Source organism: Streptomyces uncialis (assembly GCF_001905345.1).
GTDB classification, from domain to species: Bacteria; Actinomycetota; Actinomycetes; order Streptomycetales; family Streptomycetaceae; genus Streptomyces; species Streptomyces uncialis.
In genome coordinates this window covers 192581-217026 of record NZ_LFBV01000006.1, presented here as the reverse complement: position 1 = coordinate 217026, position 24446 = coordinate 192581, and the positions used below count along the sequence as shown (strand labels likewise).

General features: G+C 74.1%; 17 protein-coding genes. 12 read left to right on the top strand and 5 right to left on the bottom strand.

The window, feature by feature from the left end; translation table 11 throughout:
* Positions 1 to 68: 68 nt before the first annotated feature.
* Positions 69 to 3737, bottom strand: coding sequence for an FxSxx-COOH system tetratricopeptide repeat protein (fxsT, locus tag AB852_RS23510; RefSeq protein ID WP_143201267.1), 3669 nt, complete (start codon positions 3735 to 3737; stop codon positions 69 to 71).
* Between the two features lie 105 nt (positions 3738 to 3842).
* Positions 3843 to 4076 (bottom strand): hypothetical protein, encoded by a 234-nt coding sequence (locus tag AB852_RS23505; RefSeq protein ID WP_143201266.1) that lies wholly within the window; start codon positions 4074 to 4076, stop codon positions 3843 to 3845.
* A 362-nt stretch (positions 4077 to 4438) separates the two neighbouring features.
* On the opposite strand from AB852_RS23505, the gene AB852_RS23500 reads away from it, so the two are divergent.
* Together AB852_RS23500 and AB852_RS23495 are read left to right on the top strand one after the other, a co-directional pair.
* Positions 4439 to 5707, top strand: coding sequence for an FxsB family cyclophane-forming radical SAM/SPASM peptide maturase (locus AB852_RS23500; RefSeq protein ID WP_425444187.1), 1269 nt, complete (start codon positions 4439 to 4441; stop codon positions 5705 to 5707).
* A gap of 17 nt (positions 5708 to 5724) precedes the next feature.
* Positions 5725 to 7107, top strand: coding sequence for an HEXXH motif domain-containing protein (locus AB852_RS23495; RefSeq protein WP_073792164.1), 1383 nt, complete (start codon positions 5725 to 5727; stop codon positions 7105 to 7107).
* 553 nt (positions 7108 to 7660) lie between these two features.
* Here the strand turns inward: AB852_RS23495 and AB852_RS23490 are convergent.
* Positions 7661 to 8281 (bottom strand): lysophospholipid acyltransferase family protein, encoded by a 621-nt coding sequence (locus AB852_RS23490; RefSeq protein ID WP_237542937.1) that lies wholly within the window; start codon positions 8279 to 8281, stop codon positions 7661 to 7663.
* A 411-nt stretch (positions 8282 to 8692) separates the two neighbouring features.
* Between AB852_RS23490 and AB852_RS23485 the strand changes: the two genes are divergently transcribed.
* The 3 genes from AB852_RS23485 (at position 8693) to AB852_RS23475 (ending at position 11097) form a co-directional block, all read left to right on the top strand.
* Positions 8693 to 9904, top strand: coding sequence for a glycerophosphodiester phosphodiesterase (locus tag AB852_RS23485; protein WP_073792163.1), 1212 nt, complete (start codon positions 8693 to 8695; stop codon positions 9902 to 9904).
* Positions 9905 to 10034: 130 nt separating this feature from the next.
* On the top strand, positions 10035 to 10562 hold the full coding sequence (locus AB852_RS23480; RefSeq protein WP_073792162.1) for a sigma-70 family RNA polymerase sigma factor: 528 nt from the start codon (positions 10035 to 10037) through the stop codon (positions 10560 to 10562).
* A gap of 37 nt (positions 10563 to 10599) precedes the next feature.
* Positions 10600 to 11097 (top strand): GNAT family N-acetyltransferase, encoded by a 498-nt coding sequence (locus AB852_RS23475; protein ID WP_073792161.1) that lies wholly within the window; start codon positions 10600 to 10602, stop codon positions 11095 to 11097.
* Between the two features lie 90 nt (positions 11098 to 11187).
* On the opposite strand, the gene AB852_RS23470 is transcribed toward AB852_RS23475, so the two are convergent.
* Positions 11188 to 11625, bottom strand: coding sequence for a hypothetical protein (locus AB852_RS23470; RefSeq protein ID WP_073792160.1), 438 nt, complete (start codon positions 11623 to 11625; stop codon positions 11188 to 11190).
* 1 nt (position 11626) lies between these two features.
* A complete protein-coding gene (locus tag AB852_RS23465) occupies positions 11627 to 11986 on the bottom strand; it encodes a hypothetical protein (RefSeq protein ID WP_073792159.1) in 360 nt (119 codons plus the stop codon).
* A gap of 633 nt (positions 11987 to 12619) precedes the next feature.
* Between AB852_RS23465 and AB852_RS23460 the strand changes: the two genes are divergently transcribed.
* The 7 genes from AB852_RS23460 to cobT all read left to right on the top strand — a co-directional run bounded on the left by AB852_RS23460 (position 12620) and on the right by cobT (position 24281).
* Positions 12620 to 13669 carry a methionine ABC transporter ATP-binding protein gene (locus AB852_RS23460; RefSeq protein WP_073792158.1) on the top strand — a complete coding sequence of 350 codons (1050 nt, stop codon included), beginning with the start codon at positions 12620 to 12622 and terminating at the stop codon, positions 13667 to 13669.
* Positions 13666 to 14427, top strand: a complete 762-nt coding sequence (locus AB852_RS23455; protein ID WP_073792156.1) for a methionine ABC transporter permease — start codon at positions 13666 to 13668, stop codon at positions 14425 to 14427. The genes AB852_RS23460 and AB852_RS23455 overlap by 4 nt, the downstream gene beginning before the upstream one ends.
* Positions 14428 to 14561: 134 nt before the next feature.
* Positions 14562 to 15389, top strand: coding sequence for a MetQ/NlpA family ABC transporter substrate-binding protein (locus AB852_RS23450; RefSeq protein WP_073792154.1), 828 nt, complete (start codon positions 14562 to 14564; stop codon positions 15387 to 15389).
* A 134-nt stretch (positions 15390 to 15523) separates the two neighbouring features.
* On the top strand, positions 15524 to 16351 hold the full coding sequence (locus AB852_RS23445) for a MetQ/NlpA family ABC transporter substrate-binding protein (protein WP_073792151.1): 828 nt from the start codon (positions 15524 to 15526) through the stop codon (positions 16349 to 16351).
* A gap of 174 nt (positions 16352 to 16525) precedes the next feature.
* Entirely contained in the window at positions 16526 to 17167 is a 642-nt protein-coding gene (locus AB852_RS23440) for a GNAT family N-acetyltransferase (RefSeq protein ID WP_073792149.1), read from the top strand.
* A gap of 476 nt (positions 17168 to 17643) precedes the next feature.
* The gene (gene cbiE, locus AB852_RS23435) at positions 17644 to 18849 is read left to right on the top strand and encodes a precorrin-6y C5,15-methyltransferase (decarboxylating) subunit CbiE (protein WP_073792146.1); all 1206 of its coding nucleotides are present in this window, start codon (positions 17644 to 17646) and stop codon (positions 18847 to 18849) included.
* 371 nt (positions 18850 to 19220) lie between these two features.
* Positions 19221 to 24281, top strand: a complete 5061-nt coding sequence (gene cobT, locus AB852_RS23430; RefSeq protein WP_073792143.1) for a nicotinate-nucleotide--dimethylbenzimidazole phosphoribosyltransferase — start codon at positions 19221 to 19223, stop codon at positions 24279 to 24281.
* Positions 24282 to 24446: the final 165 nt, after the last annotated feature.

Sequence of the window (24446 nt, the reverse complement as noted above, 5' to 3'; positions counted from 1 at the left end):
GTGCTCTCACGTCCGTGGCCCGGCCCCGTACTCGCGGGGCGTGCCGTGGGTCCCGCCGCCCGCCGCCGTCACACATCGGACATCTCCAGATCGATGTCCCCGCGCGGGGCGCCGCCGGCCCCCGGTGTCCCCTGGCCGGTCCGGGCCAGGGAGTCCAGGAGATTGGCGGCGACCAGCGCCCGGTCCGGGTGTTCGCCCAGCCCGATCTCGTCGTAGCCGTCCAGGGCCAGCTCCTCCAGCCGTACGGCCTCGTCCGGGTCGTTCAGCGCGATGTGGACGTTCCCCAGGCACGACAGCGCGGTCAGCGTCCACGGATGGGTCGGCCCGAGCCGCGCGTTCAGTTCCTCATGGGCGGCCAGGGCCCCCTCCAGGGCCTGCTCGGGGCGTCCGGCGGAGCGGTGGTGCGTGGCGAGCTGCATCTGGCCGAGCTGGGTGAACGGATGGTCCGTGCCCACCAGGGTCCGCAGCAGTTCCACGCACCGCGCCGACTGCTCCGCCGCCGCCTCGTGCTCGCCGAGCGCGTGCAGATCGCCCGCCAGGCTGAACCGTGAGCGCAGGGTGACCGGGCTGGTCGGGCCGAGGAACCGCATACAGTCCGCGAGGACCCGGCCGTCGCGCTCCCGGGCGCCCCGGGGGTTGCCGAGCCGCCGTTCGCTCACCGCGAGCCCGGTCTCCGTGACGGCCCGCTCGCTGAAGGCGGCGCTCGCGCCGCCGGGCCCCGCGAGATACTCCTTCAGCAGGTCGAACGACTCCCGGTGCTGCCCCAGCACCCGGTGCGCGGAGGCGAGGGTGATGACCACCCCCCAGGCGCGTTCGTCGTCGGGACCGCCGATCGCCCGGCGCCGTCCCAGCTGGTCCTGGAGCCGGTCGAGGGCCTGCGCGGCATTGCCCGTCAGCAGCTCGCTCACCGCGAGGTTGTGCTCGACCTGCGCGGTGAGCAGATGCTCCGGCCCCAGGATCTCCCGCAGACCCCGCACCACGGAACGGCCCTGGGCGAGCGCGTCCGCGAAGTGGCCGTCCGCCCGCAGGATCGCCCCGTACGCGTCGAGGGACAGCAGGGTGCGCGGATGGTGCGGGCCGAACGCGGCACGGTACCCGCGCAGGGCGGTCCGGGCGTGCCGGGACGCCTCCGCGTACCGGCCGAGCAGCCGCAGCGCGGCGGCCATCACCTGGTGCAGCCGCAGCAGTTCGGCGGACGAACCGGACGTCCGCCAGTGCGCCTCGGCGCTCGCCCCGAGCTCCAGCACCTCCCGCAGCCGCAGTTCGTCGCGGGTCCGCGCCAGGGTCAGCAGATGCTCGATGAGCCGCTGGCGCACCTCCGGCTGGTCGTCCTCCCAGAACCGCAGCGCGGTCAGCTGACGGGCCAGCTGGTCGCTCGCCTCGGCCGTGGGCCGGCCCGGCGGCCCGCCGAAGGAGTACTCGGCGATGGCCGCGCGCAGCTCGATCTCGCGGGCCGCACGGGTGGCGCCCATCCGCTCCAGGACGGTGTCACGGAGCACCTGGTGCTGGCGCACCGGGCGGTCCGGGCGGGCGAAGTCCACCTCGACGAGTCCGTAGCGGGCCATCGTCCACAGCGCCACGTCGACCATATGGGCGTCACTGACCAGGGAACTGAGCCTGGTGTGGTCGGCGGGCCCGTCGCGGTCCGTGGTGTGCCGGGCGATCGCCGCGCGCATCTGCTGCGAGCGCAGCAGGGGCAGGCTCGCGCCCGACTCGGTGAGCAGCGCGCAGCACTCCAGCAGCCACACCATCACCGAGCTGTCGCCGCGCTCCTGGCTCCACGCCTCGGCCCCCGGCGAACGCCGCAGGGAGGCGAGGGCGACCTCCAGCATCACCCGGGCCAGCGGCACCGAGCGGTGCTCCTGGAGCAGCCGGTCCTGCTCCGCCGTGAACTCGACGTTGAACTGCCCCGCGGCCTCCTTGACGGCCGCCGCCCGGGGCCGGTTCAGGGCCATCACCCGGGTGGCCGCGTCCTCCAGCCACGCCGCGGCCAGCCGGACCATCAGCGGTACATGCCCGACGGCGGCGCTCACGTCCCCGGCGTCCTTCGTGGACAGCCCCCGCACCGCCCTCGTGAGCAGGGCGCGGCTCTCCTCCCGGGAGAACGGCGGCACCTCCACGAGATGGCCGCCGTGCGGACCCTCCGTGGGCCGGGTGGTGACCAGGACATGGCCGCCGTCGGCGTTGCCCGGGGCGAGCCGGGGGTCCGCGAGCAGCGCCGGGTCCCGGACGTCGTCGTAGACGAGGAGCCAGCTGCCGTGGTCCCGGGCCCGCAGATGCGCGAGCACCGTGGCGGGCACATCACCGACGGTCGGCAGCCCGAGGCGTTCCGCGAGCCGGGTCAGACCGCGCCGGACCGCCCCCGCGGTGTCGGCGCGCACCCACCACACGATGTCGTAGTCCCCGCTGAAGCGGTGGCAGTACTCCATGGCGGTCTGGCTCTTGCCGATGCCGGGCGGCCCCATCAGCACACAGCGGGTGCGGGCCACGGCGGCCGTCGCGAGCGCGCCGCGCAGCTTCTCGAACACCGGGTCCCGCCCGATGAAGGCCAGGTTGCGGGGGCGCAGATTGGTGTACGGGGGCAGCCGGGGGAAGCGGCTCACCGCGCCCGGCAGTTCCCCGCCGGACGGCAGATGCAGACCGCGCCGCAGGGCGCGCAGCGCCTCCGGTTCGGTCAGCCTGCGCAGCACCACCTGCTCATGGTGGGACAGCCCGCGCGGCAGGGGCTCGGCGTCGACCAGCACCATCCGGATGTCGGGGTGCGACAGCGCGGCGAGGGCGTCGGCCTGCTCCGGGGTGACACCGATGGGGGAGAGGGCCAGCAGCATCGAGCCCTGGCCCGGGGCCTCCCCGGTGAACCTGTCGAACCCGGAGCTGTTGACCCGCACCCCCGAGGACTCCAGCTGCGCCTCGATCCACTCGGCCCACGCGATGTGCCGGGGGGTGTGCAGCAGGGTCACCTCGCTCAGCCGTGCCGGGCGGGAGCGGGCGAGTTCGGCGGCGAGCCGGACGAACCGGGGGCGCAGCCCCTCCTGGGTCCCGGGCGGTTCCGCCCCGACGGCCAGTACGTCGGACTCGGTGTACTGGGGGTCGTAGGGGAACTCCACGTAGTGGGCGCCGGGGCCGTCGCTGAGGTCCTCGAAGCAGTCCCGGATCAGGGCCCGCGAGGTGCGCAGCTGGTCGTTGGCGCGGCTGTCGGCCTTCAGCCCCACCGCCAGCACACCGATCCGGTCGGTGGCGCGCCTGCGCAGGTCGCGGGCGAGCGCGGCGGCGCCCTCGATCAGCCAGGAGCTGAGGGTGAAGCAGGTGACCAGCACATGCGGCAGCGGGGCGAGCGCCGCGCGTTCCCGGGGTCCGCGCGGGGCGGGCGCGTCGATGAGGATCTCGTCGTAGCGCTCGAAGTACGGGTGCCCCGGGGTGAGGCCGGGGTCCCGCCCGAACAGCGACGCGAGCGTGCGGACATCGGCGACCGCGAGCGTCGACAGCTGAAGGCCGCGGCCGTGTGCCCGCAGATCCCACACACTCGGCCTGCGCACCCCCGTACCCGGGATGTCGGGGGCGCCCGTGTCCCGGGGCGGCCGGTCGGTCAGCGCGCCGAGATACCGCGACGCCCGTACCCCGGTGCCCTGGACCTCCACGATCAGCACCCGCCGCCCCGACTCGGCGAGGATCAGGGCGGCGTTCAGGAGGGTGGTGGTCTGACCGATGTTCTCCGCCGCCGAACAGAAAAGCGTCACACGTGAACGGGATTCCCGGTCTTCCTGGGCGGTCATTGTCGCTCCACTTCTGGGCCGCTCCTTCGTCCCGGCTGCTCGGCGGCCGGATAACGCGCGGGTCCGGGGTCATCGGGGGTTGCCGGGAAACTCACCGTCCAGGACGCTAATGGAATCCTTGTAGTCCGCGGCGAAGGTACGGTCCGGCGCGTGCGCGGCTTCATGAAGTCTGCGCAGCACACAGCCGAGTGCCGAATCGGGCAGCCGTGCCACATCGTCGAATGTCAGCTCGGACAGGTTCACCAGCAGGGAATCGAGATCGTCGAGCATCTTGGCCGGATCGGCCATGTCGGGATCGCCCACCCTTCTCGCACGGGGAAGAACACGGCACGCGGAGCAGCGGAGCAACCAGGGTAAGCCCGGACGGGGCGGATCAAGTGCCTTATGGCGAAGGGGATTCATCGTAGCCAACCGCCCGGCCCGGCGGCCAGCCGACGCCCCCGCCGGCCGACGCCCGGCCGCCGCACGGTCCGGCCCGCCTGTCCGCCCGGCGTGCGCCGGGGCGGCGGTGGCTCCTTGTCCGACGGCTCCGGGCGAGCCTCCCGTTTCCCCGGCCACGACGGCCGATTTGCCGTCTTGACGCTGGCACGAGCCACTGAAAATACTGAATCCGCAGTTTCCGGCGGACACGGCGAGCCACGATCGTCTTGAGGAGTGCACGCCTGGTGCAGGACGCGAATCCGGCCCGACCCGACGAAGCGGGGACAACGGTGACCCGCGGAGATGTTCCCGGGAAGTCCACGAGTGGCACGGAAAACCCTGTTCCCCCTTTTCATTCCTTTATTCTCAAGATCCACAGCAGATGCGACCTCGCCTGCGATTACTGCTACATGTACCGCAGCGTCGACCAGAGCTGGCGCACCCAGCCCCGCGTCATGGCACCCGCCGTCGTCGACCGCACCGCGGACCGTATCGCCGAACACGCCGCGGCCCACCGGCTCGACGCGGTCACCGTCGTCCTGCACGGCGGCGAACCCCTGCTCGCGGGCCCGCCCGCCCTCACCCGCACCGTCCACGTCCTGCGCCGGGCACTGGACCCCGCGATCCGGCTCGACGTCACCGTGCAGACCAACGCCGTCCGCCTCGACGAGGCATACCTCGCCGTCCTCGCCGGACTCGGCGTCCGGATCGGCGTCAGCATGGACGGCGACCGCGCCGCCCACGACCGGCACCGCCGCCGCGCCGACGGCCGCGGCAGCCACGACCAGGTCGCCGCGGCCGTGCGGCGGCTCGCCGACGGACCGTACCGCCCCCTCTTCGGCGGGCTGCTCTGCACCATCGACCTGCGCAACGACCCCGTGGAGACCTACCGCCATCTGCTGAGCTACGACCCGCCGATGGTCGACTTCCTGCTCCCGCACGGCAATTGGTCCATCCCCCCGCCCGGCCGCCGCCCCGGTGGCACGGACACCCCGTACGCCCGGTGGCTCATCGCCGTGTTCGAGGAATGGTTCGGCGCGCCCGTCCGCCGGACCCGGGTCCGGCTGCTGGAGGAGCTGATCACCCTGCTGCTCGGCGGCCGGGCCCGGGTGGAGGGCCTCGGCCTCGCACCCGTCGGCTACGCCGTCGTCGAGACCGACGGCGCCATCGGACGCGACGCGACCCTGCGCACCGCCTACCCCGGCGCCATCACCACCGGACTCCATGTCGCCCGCGACCCCTTCGACCGCGCCCTGCGCCCCGCCGCACCCGGCGAACCCCTCCCCGGCCCCGCCGGGCTCTCCGGCACCTGCCGGGCCTGCCCGCTGCACCGGGTCTGCGGCGGCGGCCACACCACCCACCGCTACCGCGACGACGGCTCCGCCTTCGCCAACCCCAGCGTCTACTGCCCCGACCTCGCCGCCCTCATCGGACACGTGGGCGCCCGGCTCACCGGGGACCTCGGACAACTGCTCGCCCACCGCGGCCCGGCCGGCCCGGCGGACGGGCCGTGACGCCGTCGCCTCACCGGATGAGCGGTGCCCTGTTCGACCGGATCGCGTCCGGCGAGGGCGGCCGGGAAGCGGCCGTACTGCTGCGCCGCGCCGAGTACAGCCGCCGGCTGATGCTGGTCCGCGAGGTCGTCGCCCGCGCGCGGGACCACTCGGCCCCCGTCGCCGCGGCGGCCCTGACGGCCTGGTCGCTGCTGTCCCGCGTCCACGGCACCGCGCCGGACGTGGCCCGCGAGGTACTGACCTACCCCTCCGTCGGCCCGGCCCAACTGCGGTCCTTGAGCGTGCTCGTCGGCGCCACCGACGCCGTACCCTGCGCCGACCCGCTGCTGGCCACCGCCGTCGCCGGGGCCCTGCGCGCTAACCTGCCCGTCACGGTGACGCTGCCGGTCCGCCACGGCCGGTTGCTGCTGCCGTCCCTCGGCGCCGCCCTGTTCGACGGCGTGCCCGACGGCGAGCCCGCCACCGTCCGCGTCGGCCCCGGCGGCGCGAGCGTGACGGCGGCCGGCCGGCGGGTACGGGTCCCCCCGGACACCGGCCGCCCCGGCCCGGACCCCGTGTCCGGCACGGGCTGGCTGGGGCTGCGGCCACTGCTGACGGCACCCGGCCGGACACCGCTGCTGCTGGACGACATCGACCCCGACGCCTTCCCCGCCGCGCCCGGCACGGGACGGCTGCCCGCCGCTCAATGGGCCCACTGGCGGCGGACGTTCGCCGACGCCCGGCGGCTGCTGCGCGCCGCGCACCCGGGCCCGCTCGCCGAGACGGAGGCGACCTTCCGGGCCGTCGTCCCCGTCCTCGCGCCCCCGGGCCGGGACGCCGCCGGGAGTTCCGACGAGACCTTCGGCTGCACCGGGCTGTCCACCCCGCGCGACGCCCGGGACCTCGCGCTGGCCCTCGTCCATGAGCTCCAGCACAACAAACTCGCCGCCGTCACCCACCTGTTCGACCTCACCGCCGAGCGGCCCGGCGAGTACTTCTACGCGCCCTGGCGCGAGGACCCCCGCCCGCTGGGCGGACTCCTGCACGGGGTGTACGCGCACCTCGGGGTCGCCCTGTTCTGGCACCGGCAGAGCGGCGCCGAGCGGACCGCGGACGGGCGGCGGCTGGCCTGGGTGGAGTTCGCGCGGTGGCGGGACGCCTCACGGGAGGCATGCGGGACGCTGCTCGCGAGTGGGCGGCTGGCCCCTGTCGGTGCCCGGTTCGCCATGAGGATGGCGGACGCGCTCGACGAACTGGGTGCGCGGAGTGTGCCGCCGGTGGCGGCGGCTCGGGCCGCGGCGTTGTCGCGGGCCCACAGGGGGCGGTGGGCCGCCCGTCATTCCGGGGGGGCGTCCCGGGCCGGTCATCCGTCCGCGCCCGCGCCCTCGCCCGATTCCTCCGGGGGGACCCGTCGGTCCTGAACCTGGGCGGGGTCCCCTCCGGGTGCCGGGTGCCGGGTGCCGGGTGCCGGGTGCTGGGTACTGGGTACTGGCCGGGTCGTTGGTCCCGTGCGGGGGCGTTGTGGCTCGGGCCCCTGGGGTTCCATTCCTGGGCGTACCTGTTCCCGGTGCGGGTGCGACGGGGGTGCGCAGTTCCCCGCGCCCCTGGATGCTGCCCGGCTGGTGCTGATCTCCGGGTGCGGGTCCGGCTGTGGGTGCGTGGTTCCCCGCGTACCTGGGGTTCCACTGCTGGGCGTACCTGTTCCGGTGCGGGCCGGACGTGGGTGCGCAGTTCCCCGCGCCCCTGGGTGGTGCCCGGTTGGGGCTGATTTTCGGGTGCGGGTCCGGCTGTGGGTGCGTGGTTCCCCGCGTACCTGGGGTTCCACTGCTGGGCGTATCTGTTGCGGTGCGGGCTGTTCGTGGGTGCGTGGTTCCGCGCGCCCCTGGGTGGTGCCCGGTTGGGGCTGGTTCTCGGGTGCGGGTCCGGCTGTGGGTGCGTGGTTCCTCGCGCACCTGGGTGCGGGTGCGGGGGTGGTCAGGCTGCCTTGGCCTTGGTGGCGTAGATGTCCACGTACTCCTGGCCCGACAGACGCATGACCTCGGTCATCACCGAGTCGGTGACCGCCCGCAGCACATAGCGGTCACGGTCCATGCCCTCGTAACGGGAGAACTCCATCGGCTCACCGAACCGGACCGTGACCTTGCCCGGGTGCGGGATACCGCTGCCGCCGGGCTGGAGCTTGTCCGTGCCGATCATCGCGAACGGGACGACCGGCGCCCCCGTCATCAGGGTCAGCCGGGCGATCCCGGTCCGGCCCCGGTACAGCCGTCCGTCGGGGGAGCGGGTGCCCTCCGGGTAGATACCGAAGACCCTGCCGTCCTCCAGCACCCGACGCCCCGTCATCAGCGCCGCGACCCCGCCCCGGCCGCCGTCCCGGTCCACCGGGATCATGCCGACCCCGGTGAAGAACCACGCCATCAGGCGCCCCTTGAGCCCCCCGCCCGTCACGTACTCGTCCTTGCCGATGAAGAAGACCTGGCGGTCGCAGACCAGCGGCAGCACCATCGAGTCGATGAAGGTCAGATGGTTTCCGGCCAGGATGACGGGTCCGGTCCCGGGGATGTTCCCGGCGCCCTCGACCCGGAGTCGGAACATCAGGCGCATGATCGGTCCGAGCACTGCCTTGATGAGCGCGAAACGGGACAACAGGCCCTCCGGGGTCAGGGTTCGACGACTGCGCAAGTCACGGTCTGTCGAAGTCCGTGCAGGTGAGGACGATACTCGCGCGGCCCCGGCCCGCGCACATCGGGTTCACCGAACAGTGACGTGTCGTTGATCATCCGTCGCCCGCTGTCACTACCCGTTCGTCCGCCCGTCACACCTCCCACGGCGGGCGATCAGCGGCCCGGCCCGCACCGATCGGCCATCACACGGCACGCTCCGGTTCGGCCGTACGTTCCTCTCCCGTCATCACCTCCTCCCTACGATCGGCACACCTCCTGGCCGACAGCGGGCCAGGAGCCAGACCGTGCCGAAGGACGGCGCGGACCGTCGGGAGGAGCGCTCATGGGAATCCGCACGGGGACGGGCGAGGCACGGCACCCGGACCGGCCCGCCCGGGGCGCCGCCCCCGCCCGCCGCGCCCTGCTCGGCGCGGCGGCCACCGCCGGGGCGATCGGCGCCGTGGGAGCGCTGCCCGCCACCGCCACAGCGCTGCCCGCCAAGGCCGTCACGGCGCGCGGGGCCGGGCGCCCCGGGGCGGGTGCGCTGCCGGTACCCGCCGTCATCGGCCACCGGGGTGCCAGCGGCTACCGCCCCGAACACACCATCGGCGCCTATCAGCTCGCCCTCGATCTGGGCGCCGACATCGTGGAGCAGGACATCGTCCCCACCCGGGACGGCCATCTGGTGTGCCGCCACGAGAACGACATCAGCGGCACCACCGACGTGGCCGACCATCCCCGCTTCGCCGGCCGCAGGACCACCAGGTCCATCGACGGCACCCGTGTCACCGGCTGGTTCACCGAGGACTTCACCCTTGCCGAACTCAGGACCCTGCGCGCCAAGGAACGCATCCCCGCCAACCGCCCCCACAACACCCTCCACGACGGCCGATGGCCGGTCCCCACCCTGGAGGAGGTGCTGCGCTGGGCCGACCGCGCGGGCCGCGAACGGGGCGCCCCCGTATGGCTGCACATCGAGACCAAGCACCCCACCTACTTCCGCGGTATCGGCCTCGCCCTGGAGGAACGTCTCGCCCGGCTGCTGCGCCGCCACGGCCGTCACCGCCGTGACTCGCCCGCCTTCGTCCAGTCCTTCGAACCGACGAGCGTCCAGCGGCTGAGCCGACTTGTCGACACCCCGGGTGTCGTCCTGCTGTCCGCCGCCGGGACCCGCCCCTGGGATTTCGTCACGGCCGGGGACCCCCGCACCACCGACGACCTCGTCCGGCCCGCGGAGCTGCGCCGGATCGCCTCGTACGCCCGGGGCATCGGACCCACCCTCGACCTCGTCATCCCCAAGGACGCGGGCGGACGGCTCACCGAACCGACCACCCTTGTCGCCGACGCCCACCGCGCCGGACTGGTCGTGCACCCCTACACCCTGCGCAACGAGAACCCCTTCCTGCCCGCCGAGTACCGCGTGGGCACCGAGCCCGACGGCTACGGGGATGTGTTCGGCGCGTACCGCCGCTATTTCGCCACCGGTATCGACGGCATCTTCACCGACCACCCCGACACCGCCCTGCTGGCCCGCGCCGACTTCCTCGACCGCTGACGAGGCGTGACCGCTGACGGAAACGGCCCGACCGGGTCCCGCCGGACATGTTCCCGTCCGGGTGACATCCCGCCGTCCCGGCAACCCGCCCCGGGGCGGCGGCGTTCCGGTCCGTATGACATCTCGCGTCATGACACCCCGCGTACCACCCCGGCTCGTGGCCACCCTGGGTCCGCTGCTCTCGGCCGCGGCGGCGGCCGAGGCGCTGGCCGCGGACACCGAGCCGGACGATCTGGCCCAGACCCTCTGGCTGCGGCTGGCCGAGGACACCCGGGCCGCCGGACCGCCCCCCGACCCGGTGCGCTGGCTGCGGGACGCGCTGCGCGCGGAGCTCCGCCGCGCCGAAACGGCGCCCCGCCCGGGTCGTCCCGGTCCCGCCGAGGCGTCCGACCCGCTCCAGCCGGACCCCGCCGAACTCGCCCTGACCGCCGAGCGTCACCGGGCCGTGCGCGCCGCCGTCCACCGGCTGCCCGGCCGCTGCGCACGACTCATGACTGCCTTTCTGTCGCCCCGGGACCTGACGTACCGCGAAATCGCAGGGGAGTTGGGTATCTCACAAGGGAGCCTGGGACCGGAACGTTCCCGATGCCTGGGATGTCTGCGCAGAATGCTGGCGGCGGAGGTTGCGGCTCCTGACCCATGGGGAAAGGAGCGTTAGACAACCGGTGGAACAGGTGAGCGGGAGGCATGCGCACATGGGCATGAGCGTGACCATCTCTGCGGCGACCGAGCGGGACGCCGAACAGATCCTGAAGTTGCAGTACCTGTGCTACCAGAGCGAAGCGGAGGTCCGCGGCGACTACTCCATCGAGCCGCTCACCCAGCCGCTCGACTCCATCCGGGCGGAACTGAACGCCGGCCAGGTGCTCGTCGCCCGGCTCGGCGAGGAGGTCGTCGCCTCGGTACGCGGCACCGTCGACGAGGACGGCGTCGCCCATATCGGCAAACTCATCGTGCACCCCCGGATGCGCGGCCACGGTCTCGGCGGACGGCTGCTCGGCGCCATCGAGGAGCGGCTGCGCACGGCACGCGAGGCCAAGCGCTTCCAGCTCTTCACCGGTCATCACTCCGACCGGAACCTGCGGCTGTACCGCAAGCACGGCTACGCCCCCGTGGGGTCGCACCAGGTGGACGACCGTCTCACCCTGGTCACCCTCACCAAGGACGTGGGTCTGCTGACGCGGACGGCCTGACCGCGGGTGGCCGCGCCTCCGCCGAAGGCGATCCGGGGGCGCGGTTGCAGGTACCGGCGGGCGTCGGCCCGGACGGTGGCGGGCGTCGGCTCAGGTGGTGGCGTGGGTCGCCGCGCCGCGGCGCAGCCAGTACATCGCGGTCAGGGGCAGCAGCACCGGGATGAACAGATAGCCCATGCCGTACTCCGACCACACGGTCGTGTCGGGGAACGCGGACGGGTCGAGCAGCGTCCAGGTCCCCACGACCAGCACCCCCACCAGCTCCGCCGCGCAGCACACCAGCGCGGCCCGCCGGGCCCGCTCCCCGCCCCGGACGAGCGAGTACGTGATGAAGCCGTACACCAGCCCGGCGACCGCCGAGAGCGTGTAGGCGAGCGGCGCCCGGTCGAAGTCCGTCGCGATCTGCACCGCCGAGCGGGACACCGCGCCGACGACCATCACCCCGTACAGCCACACCAGCAGGGTGCCCGGTCCGCTGATCAGCCGGCGGCGCCCGTCCTCGGCGCGCGGTGCTCCGGTCACGGTCATCTCAGCCTCCCCAGATGTCGTAGAGCCGTACCTGGAGGACCGCGAGGACCACACCACCCGCGGCGACCGTCACCGAGCCCCAGCGGGTGCGCTCCCCGAGGGACAGCAGGGCGGCGGCGGGGACACAGCACACGGTGCCGATCAGATACCCGACGAAGATCGCCGTGCCCTGCTCCGGGCGCTCCCCGCGCGCGAGCTGGACGATCCCGACGACCAGCTGCACGAGTGCGAGCAGCGACACCACGGCCATCCCGATGAAGTGCCAGTCCTTGGTCGGCTGGTCGCGGTAGGCGGCGAAACCGCACCACGCGGCGAGCACGAGCGCGGCCACCGCGGTCGCGATCGTCAGGGCAGCAAGCATGCCGACGACCTTATTACGCGAGGCGGCCCGTACCGTATCCGCCCCCACCGGCCCGGGCCGTGTCCGGACGGCTCGCGTCGCGGGCCGGGCGGACACGGCCTGGGCGGGACGATCGTGGTGTTGGCCACATATCGGCCAGGACCGCCGGGGCGCGGCGGGCGGTGTCGACGGGCGGCCGGGGTGCCGCCGCCCCCTGTCCCGGCTGGTGGCGGGCGGCGCCACGGGGTGTCCGGCGGACGGGCCGGGGCCGCCGGGCGGGTGTCCAAGGAGTGTCCAGGGATGTCCGCTATACGGACAGCGGGGGTGGACAGCGGGCGGAGGTCTGCTTTACTTGCCGACATGACCACGACGAGCAGCCGCACCCTTGCGACCGAGGCGATGATGACGCCCGGTGCTGCTTGTATGTGTCGAATGTGCGCCTTCTGAGGGCCCCCGCACCGCCATCGGCCTCGCGCCCCGAAGCGAGACAGCTGAGCCGTGTCCCCGACCACGAGTCGTCCGGCACGCACGCCCCGAGCGCACGTTTCTCCCCCCGCGCCACCGCCACACCGAGAACCGTGCCGCGTTCCGAAGATGAATGCCCCGTGCCCGGCGTCCACCATGGCGCCCGCACTCGACAGTGACGGAATCCCAGTGATCACCACCCAGGGCCTCACCAAGGTCTACCGCTCCCGCGGACGCGAGGTCACCGCCATCGACGGCGTCGACCTGCATGTACGCGAAGGCGAGGTGTACGGCGTCATCGGCCAGAGCGGCGCCGGCAAGTCCTCCCTCATCCGCTGCGTCAACCTCCTCGAACGCCCCACCTCCGGCATCGTGACCGTCGACGGACAGGACCTCACGGCGCTCGCCGGACGCGGCCCCCGCGCGGGCAAGGCGCTGCGCGAGGCCCGCAGCCGGATCGGCATGGTCTTCCAGCACTTCAACCTGCTGTCCTCGCGGACCGTCCAGGACAATGTCGAGCTGCCCCTGGAGATCCTCGGGGTCTCGGGCAAGGACCGCTCCCGCAAGGCCCTCGAACTGCTGGACCTGGTCGGGCTCGCCGACAAGGCCCGCGCCTACCCGGCGCAGCTGTCCGGCGGCCAGAAGCAGCGGGTCGGCATCGCCCGCGCCCTCGCCGGCGACCCCAAGGTGCTGCTCTCCGACGAGGCCACCAGCGCCCTCGACCCGGAGACCACCCGCTCCATCCTCCAGCTGCTGCGCGACCTCAACCGCCAGCTCGGACTGACGGTCCTGCTCATCACCCATGAGATGGACGTCGTCAAGACGATCTGCGACTCCGCCGCCCTGATGGAGAACGGACGGATCGTCGAGTCCGGGACGGTCAGCGAACTGCTCGCCGTGCCCGGCTCCGAACTGGCCGCCGCGCTCTTTCCGGTCGGCGGCGACGCCACCGGCCCCGACCGGACCGTCGTGGACGTCACCTTCCACGGGGAGGCCGCCACCCAGCCGGTCATCTCGCAGCTCTCCCGTACCTACAACATCGACATCTCGATCCTCGGCGCCGCGATGGACACCGTCGCCGGGAAGCAGGTCGGCCGGATGCGGATCGAACTGCCGGGCCGCTACGAGGACAACGTCGTGCCGGTGGGCTTCCTGCGCGAGCAGGGGCTCCAGGTCGACGTGGTCGACGCGCAGATCCCCGAGCAGCCGTCCGCCCTGGTGAAGGAAGGTGCCAAGTGACCTGGTCCGAGATGTGGCCGCTGCTGGAGCAGGCGTGTTGGGACACCCTCTACATGGTCGGCTGGTCCACGGTGATCGCCGTGGTCGGGGGACTGCCGCTCGGTGTCCTCCTCGTCCTCACCGACCGGGGCGGACTCCTTCAGAACACGGTCGTCAACAAGGTCCTCGGGCAGATCGTGAACATCGCCCGGTCGATGCCGTTCATCATCCTGATGGTCGCCCTGATGGGCCTCACCCGGGCGATCACCGGCACCACCATCGGCCGTGAGGCGGCGATCGTGCCGCTGGCCGTCGGCGCCGTCCCCTTCTTCGCCCGGCTGGTCGAGACCTCCGTACGCGAGGTGGACAGCGGTCTGATCGAGGCCGTCCAGGCGATGGGCGGCAACACCTGGACCGTCGTCCGCAGGGTCCTCGTACCCGAGTCGCTGCCGTCGCTGCTCTCCAGCGCCACCACCACCGTCGTCGCCCTCATCGGCTACAGCGCGATGGCGGGCACGGTCGGCGCCGGCGGACTCGGTGACATCGCGATCCGCTACGGCTATCTGCGCTTCGAGAACGAACTGATGTGGATCACGGTGGGTGTCCTCGCCGTCGTCATCTCCCTCATCCAGCTCGCCGGCGACCATGCCGCCCGCACCCTGCACCGCAGGGGCGGACGCGGCGGCGGCGAACCCCGGCTGCGCTTCCTGCGCACCTCCCGGGTCGTGTCGCCCGCGTCGGACGTGACCCGCGAACCCGACCCCGTCAAGGTCCCCTGACCCGTCCGCCGACGTCCCGGTCACCGGCCCGCCCCGCGCGGGCCGGCGGCACCCGGGCGCGCACCGACCTCCCTCATCCGTGTCCCGCACAGAACGCGCGGGAGCGGTACCACCCATGGAGAAAGGCACTTTTCGTGCGTAACGCCGCCAAGATCACCACCGCCGCCCTCGCCGCCGGAGCCCTCACCCTCGGGCTCACCGCCTGCGGCGCGGACCAGGACTCCGGCTCGGACGGTCCCCTGCGGATCGCCGCGACCGCCACCCCGCAGGCCGAGATCCTCGCGTACATCAAGGACAACCTCGCGAAGAAGGCCGACCTGGAGCTGGAGGTGAAGGAGTTCACGGACTACGTCGCCCCCAACACCGCAGTCCAGCAGGGCGAACTCGACGCCAACTACTTCCAGCACAAGCCCTACCTTGACGACTTCAACAAGGAGAACGGCACCGACATCGTCCCCGTGCCCGGCGCGACGGTGCATCTGGAGCCGCTCGGTGTGTACGCCAAGGATCTGAAGGACCTCGCGGACCTCAAGAAGGGCGCCACCATAGCCGTCCCCAACGACACCACCAACGAGGCCCGCTCCCTCCAGCTCCTCGCCGAGAACGGCGTCATCGAGCTCAAGGAGGGCGTCGGATTCGCGGCGACCCCCAAGGACATCACCGCCAACCCGAAGGACCTCAAGTTCAAGGAGCTGGAGGCCGCCGTGGTGCCCCGCTCCCTGGAGGACGTCGACGCCGCGGTGATCAACGGCAACTACGCGATCGAGGCGGACCTGAGCCCCGCCAAGGACGCCATCGCCGCCGAGAGCGCGAAGGACAACCCGTACGGGAACTTCCTCGCGGTCAAGAAGGGCGACGAGGACGACCCCCGGGTCAAGAAGCTCGCCGGCCTGCTGACCTCGCCCGAGGTGAAGAAGTTCATCGAGGAGAAGTACGACGGCGCCGTCCTCGCCGCCTTCTGACCGGACCGTCCCCCGGCCGTCCTTCCCCCGGCCCGTCGGTCCCCCCCCGGCCTGTCAGGTCCCCGGCCCGCCGTCCCCGCGGCGGGCCGGTCCCCTCGTACCCCCTCGTATCCCTCGCACGCGGAGAACCACCCATGCGCACCACCCGAGCACTGACCGCCGCCGCGGCCGTGACCGCCCTCGCCGTCGCACTCACGGCCTGCGGTTCCGGCTCCTCGGACGGCGGTGACGACGGCACCCTCGTCGTCGGCGCCACCGCCGTCCCGGCCGGTGAGGTCCTGGCCTACGTCAAGGACAACCTCGCGAAGAAGGCCGGTCTCGACCTGGAGATCAAGGAGTTCACGGACTACGTCCTGCCGAACACCGCCCTCCAGGAAGGCTCCCTCGGCGCCAACCTGTACCAGCACAAGCCGTTCCTCGACGACTTCAACAAGTCGAAGAACACCGACCTCGTCCCGGTCACCGAGGTCTATCTGCCGCCCATGGGCCTGTACTCCGAGAAGGTCGGCGACATAGCCGACCTGCCGGACGGCGCCACCGTGGCCGTCCCCAACGACACCACCAACGAGGGCCGCGCGTTCCAGCTGCTCGCCGCCCAGGGCCTCATCGGACTGAAGAAGGACGCGGGCCCCACCGCGGGCCCCTCCGATGTCACCGTGAACCCCAAGAAGCTCGTCTTCAAGGAACTGGACCCGGCGCAGCTGCCGCGCTCCCTGGGCGATGTCGAGGCCGCCGTCGTGAACAACAACTACGCCCTCGACGCGGGCCTCAGCCCCAAGAAGGACTCCATCCTGCTGGAGAGCGCCGAGGGCAACCCGTACAACAACGTCCTCGCGGTGAAGAAGGGCGACGAGGACGACCCCCGGGTCAAGAAGCTCTCCGACCTGCTGACCTCGCCCGAGGTCGCCGCGTTCATCGAGAAGAAGTACCAGGGCTCCGTGCTGCCCGCCGGGAAGAACTGACACCGGCTCAGCAGGCCCCCTGACCACGGCTCCCCGCGCACCGGGGGCCGCGACCGCACCACGGGTTCCGTCCCGCCTTCCGGCGGACCCCGTGGTGCGGTTCCGCGTTCCGATGCTGCATGCTGGTCAACTCAGCGGCAGACCTGAGGATTCCTGAAGGTTACGGAGCGCGTCATGACAACCACCTTCCCCGACATCTCCCTCAGCACGGAACGGTTGGTCCTGCGCCCCTTCGAGGAGGCGGACGCACCGGCCCTCACGGAGATGATGAACGACGAACTCGTCACCATGTGGACCTCCGTCCCGCACCCCTACACCGCGGACGACGCCCACGCCTGGATCACCGAAGGCGCCCCCGGCGAACGCACCTCGGGGGACGGGATCGTGTTCGCCGTCACCGAGTTCCTCACCCAGCGGCTGGTGGGCATCGTCCACCTCCGGCACGCCGACTGGCGTCTGCGCGCCGCCGAACTCGCCTATGTCGTCGCCCCCTGGGCGCGCGGTGAGGGCTACGCGTCCGAGGCGTCGCTCGCCACCGCCGGGTGGCTGTTCCGCGACCAGAAGTTCGAGCGCCTGGAACTGCGCACCGCCGCCGACAACGCCGCAGCCCAGCAGGTCGCGCAGAAGATCGGCTGCATCAGCGAGGGCGTCCTGCGCGGCGCCTGGATAGCACGGGCGCGCACCGACGACGGCGGCGGCTGGACCGAGCAGCGCACCGATCTGATCGTGTGGAGCCTGCTGCCCGAGGACCTGGAGGGCGCGGGCGAGCAGTTCGCCGGGGCGAGCGAGTACACCGCCTTCTCCGACTGGAACTGACGGCGACCGACGGCGACAGCCCGCGATCGACGGCCACCGGCGAGCACCCCTCGTCCGCTCCGCCGCCGTCCGGCGCTCCCGCGGCCCCGTTCCCGCCGCCTCCGCTCCCGCCGCCCCGGTGCCGTCCGTCCCGGTGGCATCCGGCCCCGCGCCCGTCCGCGGGCCACGGCCCGCCCCGCCTCACCCCGCCCTGAGCGGCCCAGCGGCCCCGGCGAGCGGACGAACCCGTTCCGCGCCCCGGTGCGGCACCCGGTGCCCGGACCCGGCCCGGAACCCCCCGCACCGCTGGGGCGCCACCCCCTTCCAGCGGGTACGCTCACGGTGCGCGGCGCCGTCCCGCCACCTGTGCGGGCCCCGCGCGCTGCCCGCGCGACCGACCGCACCGGACCTCCGTCGTCCACCGACGGGCCGCCGTACCGCCGACCGGCCGCCCCCGCGGCACCGCCGCACCACCCGACCCCTGGAGACTGACGACGATGGCCGACCGGGTCACGGTGATCGGCTGGGACGGCTCACCGCTCGGCGCCGGGGCGCGCTCGGCGCTCGCCGCCGCCACCCTGGTCGCCGGAGCCGCGCACCACCTCGCCTTCCCCGAGGTACCCGAACGCGCCGAACGCGTCCGGCTCGGCAGCGTCTCCCTCGCCGCCCGCCGGATCGCCGCCCACCGCGGCACCGCCGTCGTGTTCGCCGACGGCGACCCCGGCTTCTTCGGGGTCGTACGGGCCCTGCGCGACCCCGAGTTCGGCCTGGAGGTCGAGGTCGTGGCCGCGCCCTCGGCCGTCGCGCAGGCGTTCGCCCGCGCGGGCATGCCCTGGGACGACGCCGAGGTCGTCGTCGCCCACCGCCGGACGCTGCGCCGGGCGGTCAACGTCTGCCGTGCCCACACCAAGGTCGCCGTCCTCACCTCGCCCGGCGCGGGCCCCGCCGAACTGGGCCTCCTTCTCGAAGGCGTCCACCGCACCTTCGTCGTCTGCGAGGAACTCGGCACCACCAGCGAACGCGTCACCGTCGTCACCTCCGACAAGGCCGCCGACCGCACCTGGCGCGACCCCAACGTCGTCATCGTCATCGGCGGCACCGCCGCCCCCGGCTCCGGCTGGATCGCCGGCCGCGACCCCGCCGCCGGCCCGCGCGGCTGGGCCCTGCCCGCCCACGTCCACGGCCCCGGACTGCGGGAGAGCGAGAACGACCGGCTGCGCGCCGCCCAACTCGCCCGTCTCGGCCCCCGGGTCGGCGACCTCGTCTGGGACATCGGCTCCGCGAGCGGCGCCTTCGCCGTCGAGGCGGCCCGCTTCGGCGCCGCCGTCATCGCCGTCGACCAGGACCCCGACGCCTGCGCCCGGACCACCGCCGCGGCCCGCCGTTTCGGCGTCCAGATCCAGACCGTCCACGGCCGCGCCCCCCATGTACTGGAGAACCTGCCCGAACCCGATGTCGTGCGTGTCGCGGGCGGCGGACCCGCCGTGGTCTCCGCCGTCGCGGACCGCCGCCCCGAGCGCATCGTCACCCACGCGGCCACCCGCGACATCGCCGAACGCCTCGGCCGTGACCTGGTCGAACACGGGTACGACGTCGAATGTGCCCTGCTCCAGTCCGTGGAACTCGACACCCGGGTCTGGACGGAGAAGGAACGGACGGTCGGATTCCTGCTCTCCGGCAGCCTTCCCGACCGCGCCCCCTGACCGCCGCCCGGCGACGCGCGGGGTAGGCTGGCCGATCGTTGTACCGCACCGGGCCCGCAGCGCTTCATGGCTCAATGTCCGGAAATCCCGCCCGTTTTGGGTGGAGTGTGGTACGGCGGGACCGCAGGACGCGCGACGTGGCGCAGTCCACAGGAGACCGTGCCGGAACTCAGGTGCCGCGGTGGGGGCCGACCGGGACAATGCCAGTGGTCGGTGTTCGCCGGTGCGACCGGCGCCGCCGACGGGACGTGCCGCGCGGCGCCTCCGCTCGTTCTCATGGACGGGTGGTCGGTGCGCCGCCCGGGGTACACGGGCCGCTCGGCGGGGGCCGGGACGGTCGAGGAAGCACTACCGATGGGCGAGGGGTACGCATGACCGACACCGGCCGGATTCCGGGCGAGGCACTGCCGGACAACGCCGGCGAGGGGGTCGCTGCCGGGTCCGTCCAGGGCCGGGCGGCGGAGCGGCACGGCCCGGACACCCCGGGCCCGTACCCGTACCCGGGCCCTGCGGAGCCCCCCGCCGACGACGATCAGCTCCTGATGCCCGGCTCCCAGGGCGCCTGGAGCGACACCCCGGGCGGTACGGGACTCTTCCCGTCCGCCGACGCCTACCCGCCGGTCGTCCACACCACCAGCGCACCCCCCGTACCGGTCCAGCAGACCCCGCCGCCGGACGCCCGGTACCCGGCGCCCGTCCCCGGGCCTCCGGTGCCGGAGCCTGCGCAGGCATCCGTGGGGGAGAACGTCCACGCCGTGGCGCCCGCCCCGGTCCTGTCGGTGCCCACCTCGCTGGAGACACCCGACGACGACGAGCCCCCGAACCCGTACGAGGCCGAGGCACCCGTGACCGCCGAGCACCCCGCCACGCCCACCGCCACCGCACCGGCCCCCGGACAGCCGTCCGGCGCCGCCGCCGTGGCCCATGAGCAGACCGCCGAGCCCGCCGCGCGGGAATCCCCCGGGCATGAACCCGGTCCGCACGAGACGGGCGGCCGGGACAGCGGCGCCGTCGATCTGACGGACGTCCGCACCCCCGGCGCGCACGCCGCCTCCGCGCCGGGGACCGCCCGGCGCCCGCTGCACCTCGGCCCGCCCACCCCGGACACCGCCTCCAGCCCCGTACGCTCGCTCTCCGACCGGGGACCGGCCGGTTCCCGCCGGGGGTCGGTCAAGGTCCGCAGGCAGGCCGAGCAGGCACCGCAGTCCGAGCCGTCGCAGGCGCAGCAGACCGGCGCGCCCGAATACCTCGACGCGCCGCACCCCGGCGCCCCGCTGCCCGGCCCCCAGCTCGCGGAGATCCCGCCGCAGGGCGGCGCCCCCTGGGGTCCCGCGCCCGGCGCTCCGGAGACCCAGGCCGGGGAAGCCGCCGCGCAGAGCGCACCGGTGGCCCCGTCCACCACACCGTTCCCCCCCGCCCCCGACGCCACGACCGCCGTGCCGACGATGGACGGTGACCAGGTGATGGCGTCCCCCGCCGACACCGGGGCCGTGCTGGTGCCGGACGCCGCGTTCGCCGCGCCGGGCGCGCTGCCCGCCGAGGACCCCGCGCCCGAGGCGCCCGCGTACGCCGTCGCCGAGGACCCGGCCGCCGCGCCGACCGCGCCGACCGCACCGGACGCGTACGCCGTCGCCGCCGTGCCGTCCCAGGGACCGCAGAGCATCGGTGACGCCCCCGTGCCCGACGCGGACGCCATCGCCCCGCCGCTGCCCACCGGCACGACGGGCACACCGGCGGGCGATCTCACCGACGGCCGAGGACTCCAGCTCGACCTCCACCAGCACGAGAACGCGCCCGCCGCCGGTGCGGCCACCGACGGCACGCCCGTCGACGGTACGAGTGGCGCCCAGGCCGGGCCGGTCGCCGCAGCTGTGGCCGAGCCCTCGGTGACGGAACCCCCGGTGACGGAACCGACCGGACAGTTCGTCCCGGTCGAGGGCTTCGTCCCGACCACCCCGCACCTCGCGCCGACGCCGCCGCGCGGGACTCCCCTGCCGGTCCCGGCCCAGGCCGGACCCCCCGGGAGCGCGCCGTCCCCCTTGGCCCCGGCCACGGACGGCACCGCCGCACCCGCCGCCCCCGAGCCGGACCCGGCCGTCACCCCGGACGCCTCCGTGCCCGCCGAGGCACCCGTGCCGACCGCGTCGGACGAGGCCGAGGCCGCTCAGGCCGTCGAACCGCAGCCGGACGGTACGCCCGTGGCGGGAACTCCCGCGCCGGACGCTGCGCGGGCACCGGAACCGACGGTGGACGCGGTCGTGGTGGAACCGGCGGTGGACACGGCTCCCGTGCCGGATGAGACGCCCACGGCGAACGGGACGCCCGTGGCCGATGCGGCCGACGTGGTGGACCAGGTCGACGTGGTGGACCAGGCTCCGCCCGCCCCGGACGCCCCGACCCCGGACGCCCCGACCCCGGACGCCGTCCAGGTGACGGAACCGGACCCGACGGCGGACCCGACGGCCGAGGTACCTGGCGGGCCGACCGCCGCTGTCGACGCCGCTGTTGATGCCGGTGCCGGTGCCGGTGCCGATGTCGAGCAGAGCGTGGTCGAGGCCCCGGTGCCCCAGGAGCAGCCCGTTCCGCTGCCTGACACGACCGTCACCGAGGCGACCGTGCCTGACCCGACCGTGCCCGAGGCGACCGTCGCCGAGGCGCCGGTCACCGACGCGGAGCCGTCCGCCGTCGAGGGTCCCGTCACCGCGTCCGTGACCGGGCCCGGCGAGGCCACGCCCACCGAGGACCCCGTCGCCGGGACAGCCGCGCAGGCCCCGGCACAGGCGGAGGCTTCGGACCAGGCACTGGCCGGGACCGAGGCCGTCGGCCCCGAAGCAGCCGACCAGCTCGCGTCCGCCCCGGCCACCGTGGAGACCACGGAAACCGTCGCTCCCGAGGCTGAGACCGTCCCCGGCGCCCCCACGGACTCCGCCGAGGGCCCCACCACCCCCGCCGTCACGGACACGGTGACCGGCACCACCCCCGCCGACGCCACCCCCGCCGTGACAGCCGAGTCGCCGGACACCCCCGACGCACCGGCCCTCCAGCCTCACCCGCACCCGCACCCGCAAGAAGCCGACAGCGAAGTGACCCACGCAGCCCCCCGGACGGACCCGGAGACCCCGGAGTCCGCCGTCGCACCGGACCCGGCCCCCCTGCCCGCCGCCGCACCGCAGACACCCGAGGCGCCCGTGGCGCCCGACGCGACGGCCGGTACCCCCGCGTCCCCGTCCGTCACCTCCGTCACCGGTGCGAACGCCCCCGAGCCGTCCCCCGACGCCGTCACGGACGGTCCGACGGAGGCCCAGGACGCCCACGAGGCCCCGGACCCCGCAGGCACCCCGGACGCGCCTGGAACCACCGAGGCCACGCAGCCCGCCGCCGGGCCCGCGCCGACGGACGAGGTCACCCAGGCCCCCGCCCAGGCGGCACCGGAGACGGCCGCCCCCGAGGAAGCCGACGCAGCCGCCACCGCCCCGGCCGCCGACGCGGCCACCGAGGACGCGACGCCCCCCGCCGCGGAGACCGTCACCCCGGAGCCCGCCGCCCCGGCCACGGTCGAAGCCGAGGCCCCGGACGGCAGCGCCGAGACGGCATCCCCCGAGGAAGCCGCCGCGACCGCCCCGGAGACCCCGGAGACCCCGGAGAAGGCTGACAGTCCGGACGACACCCCCGGCGTCGAGCAGCCGTCGTCCCGTCCCGCCGCCCCCGCCCCCGCCTACGACGACGCCGAACGCGACGCCGTACTGCGGGTCATGCGGGAACGCCGCGACATCCGCAACGGCTTCCGGCCGGACCCGATCCCGCACGAGGTCCTGCTGAGGGTGCTGGAGGCCGCGCACACCGCGCCGTCCGTCGGGCACTCGCAGCCCTGGGACTTCGTCGTCATCCGGTCCGCCGAGACCCGGCAGGCCATGCACGAACTGGCCGAGCGCCAGCGCGACGCGTACGCCAGGTCCCTGCCCAAGGGCCGTGCGAAGCAGTTCAAGGAACTGAAGATCGAGGCGATCCTCGACACCCCGGTGAACATCGTCGTCACCGCCGACCCGACCCGGGGCGGCCGGCACACCCTCGGCCGCCACTCCCAGCCCCGGATGGCGCCCTACTCCTCGGCGCTCGCCGTCGAGAACCTCTGGCTCGCGGCCCGTGCCGAGGGCCTCGGCGTGGGCTGGGTCAGCTTCTTCGACGAGCGGGAGATGGTCCGCGCCCTCGATCTGCCCGAACACCTGGAGGTCGTCGCCTACCTGTGCGTCGGGTACGTCGACGAGTTCCCGGAGGAGCCCGAGCTCGCCCAGTCGGGCTGGGCCAAGCGCCGCCCGCTGTCCTGGGTCGTCCACGAGGAGACGTACGGCCGCCGCGCGCTGCCCGGCGAGGACCCGCACGACCTGCTCGCCGAGACCGTCGCCGCCATCCGCCCGCTGGACGCCAAGGCGCTCGGCGAGGCATGGGAGCGGCAGAAGCGGATGACCAAGCCCGCCGGGGCGCTCGGCATGCTGGAGATCATCTCCGCGCAGCTCAGCGGGCTCTCCCGGATGTGCCCGCCGCCCATCCCGGAGCCCGCGGCCGTCGCGGTCTTCGCGGGCGACCACGGTGTCCACGCCCAGGGTGTGACGCCCTGGCCGCAGGAGGTCACCGGCCAGATGGTCGCGAACTTCCTCGGCGGCGGCGCGGTCTGCAACGCCTTCGCGAACCAGGTCGGCGCCGAGGTCTGCGTCATCGACGTCGGGGTCGCCGCCGACCTGCCCGCGACCCCGGGGCTGCTGCCCCGCAAGGTCCGGGCCGGTACGGGCGACATGACCACCGGGCCCGCGCTCACCCGCGAAGAGGTCAAGGCCGCCGTCGAGGTCGGCATCGAGACCGCCCGCGACCTGGTCGCGGCGGGCAACAAGGCACTCCTGACGGGCGAGATGGGCATCGCCAACACCACCGCGTCGGCCGCCCTGATCGCCGTCTACACCGGCGCCGACCCGGCCGAGGTCACCGGCCGCGGCACCGGCATCAACGACGAGACCCTGGCCCGCAAGACGGATGTCGTCCGGCGCGCCCTGGACCTGCACCGGCCGGACCCCGCCGACCCCATCGGCGTCCTCGCGGCCGTCGGCGGTCTCGAACACGCCGCCCTCGTCGGTCTGATCCTCGGCGGAGCCTCGCTGCGCACCCCCGTCATCCTGGACGGGGTCAGCGCGGGCGCCGCCGCCCTGGTCGCCCGCGCGGTCGCCCCCGAGGCGCTGGCCGCCTGCATCGCGGGCCACCGCAGCGCCGAACCGGGCCATGTCGCGGCGCTGAACAAGCTGGGTCTGCGCCCGCTGATCGACCTGGACCTCCGGCTGGGGGAGGGCACGGGCGCGCTGCTCGCCCTGCCGCTGGTGCAGAGCGCGGCCCGCGCGATGCACGAGGTCGCCACCTTCGACTCGGCCGGGGTCACCGAGAAGTAGCCCCACCGGCACCCGCCCGCGCCGGGCACCCGCACCGGGTGCCCGGCCCGGCCGCGTCCGGCCCGAAGCGGCCGTCCAGCACCGTCCCCGTCCACCGCCCGTCGGCCGCGACTCCCGGACCCCCGCCCCCGGCGACGACGCCCAGGCCCCGCACCCGCAGGGCCC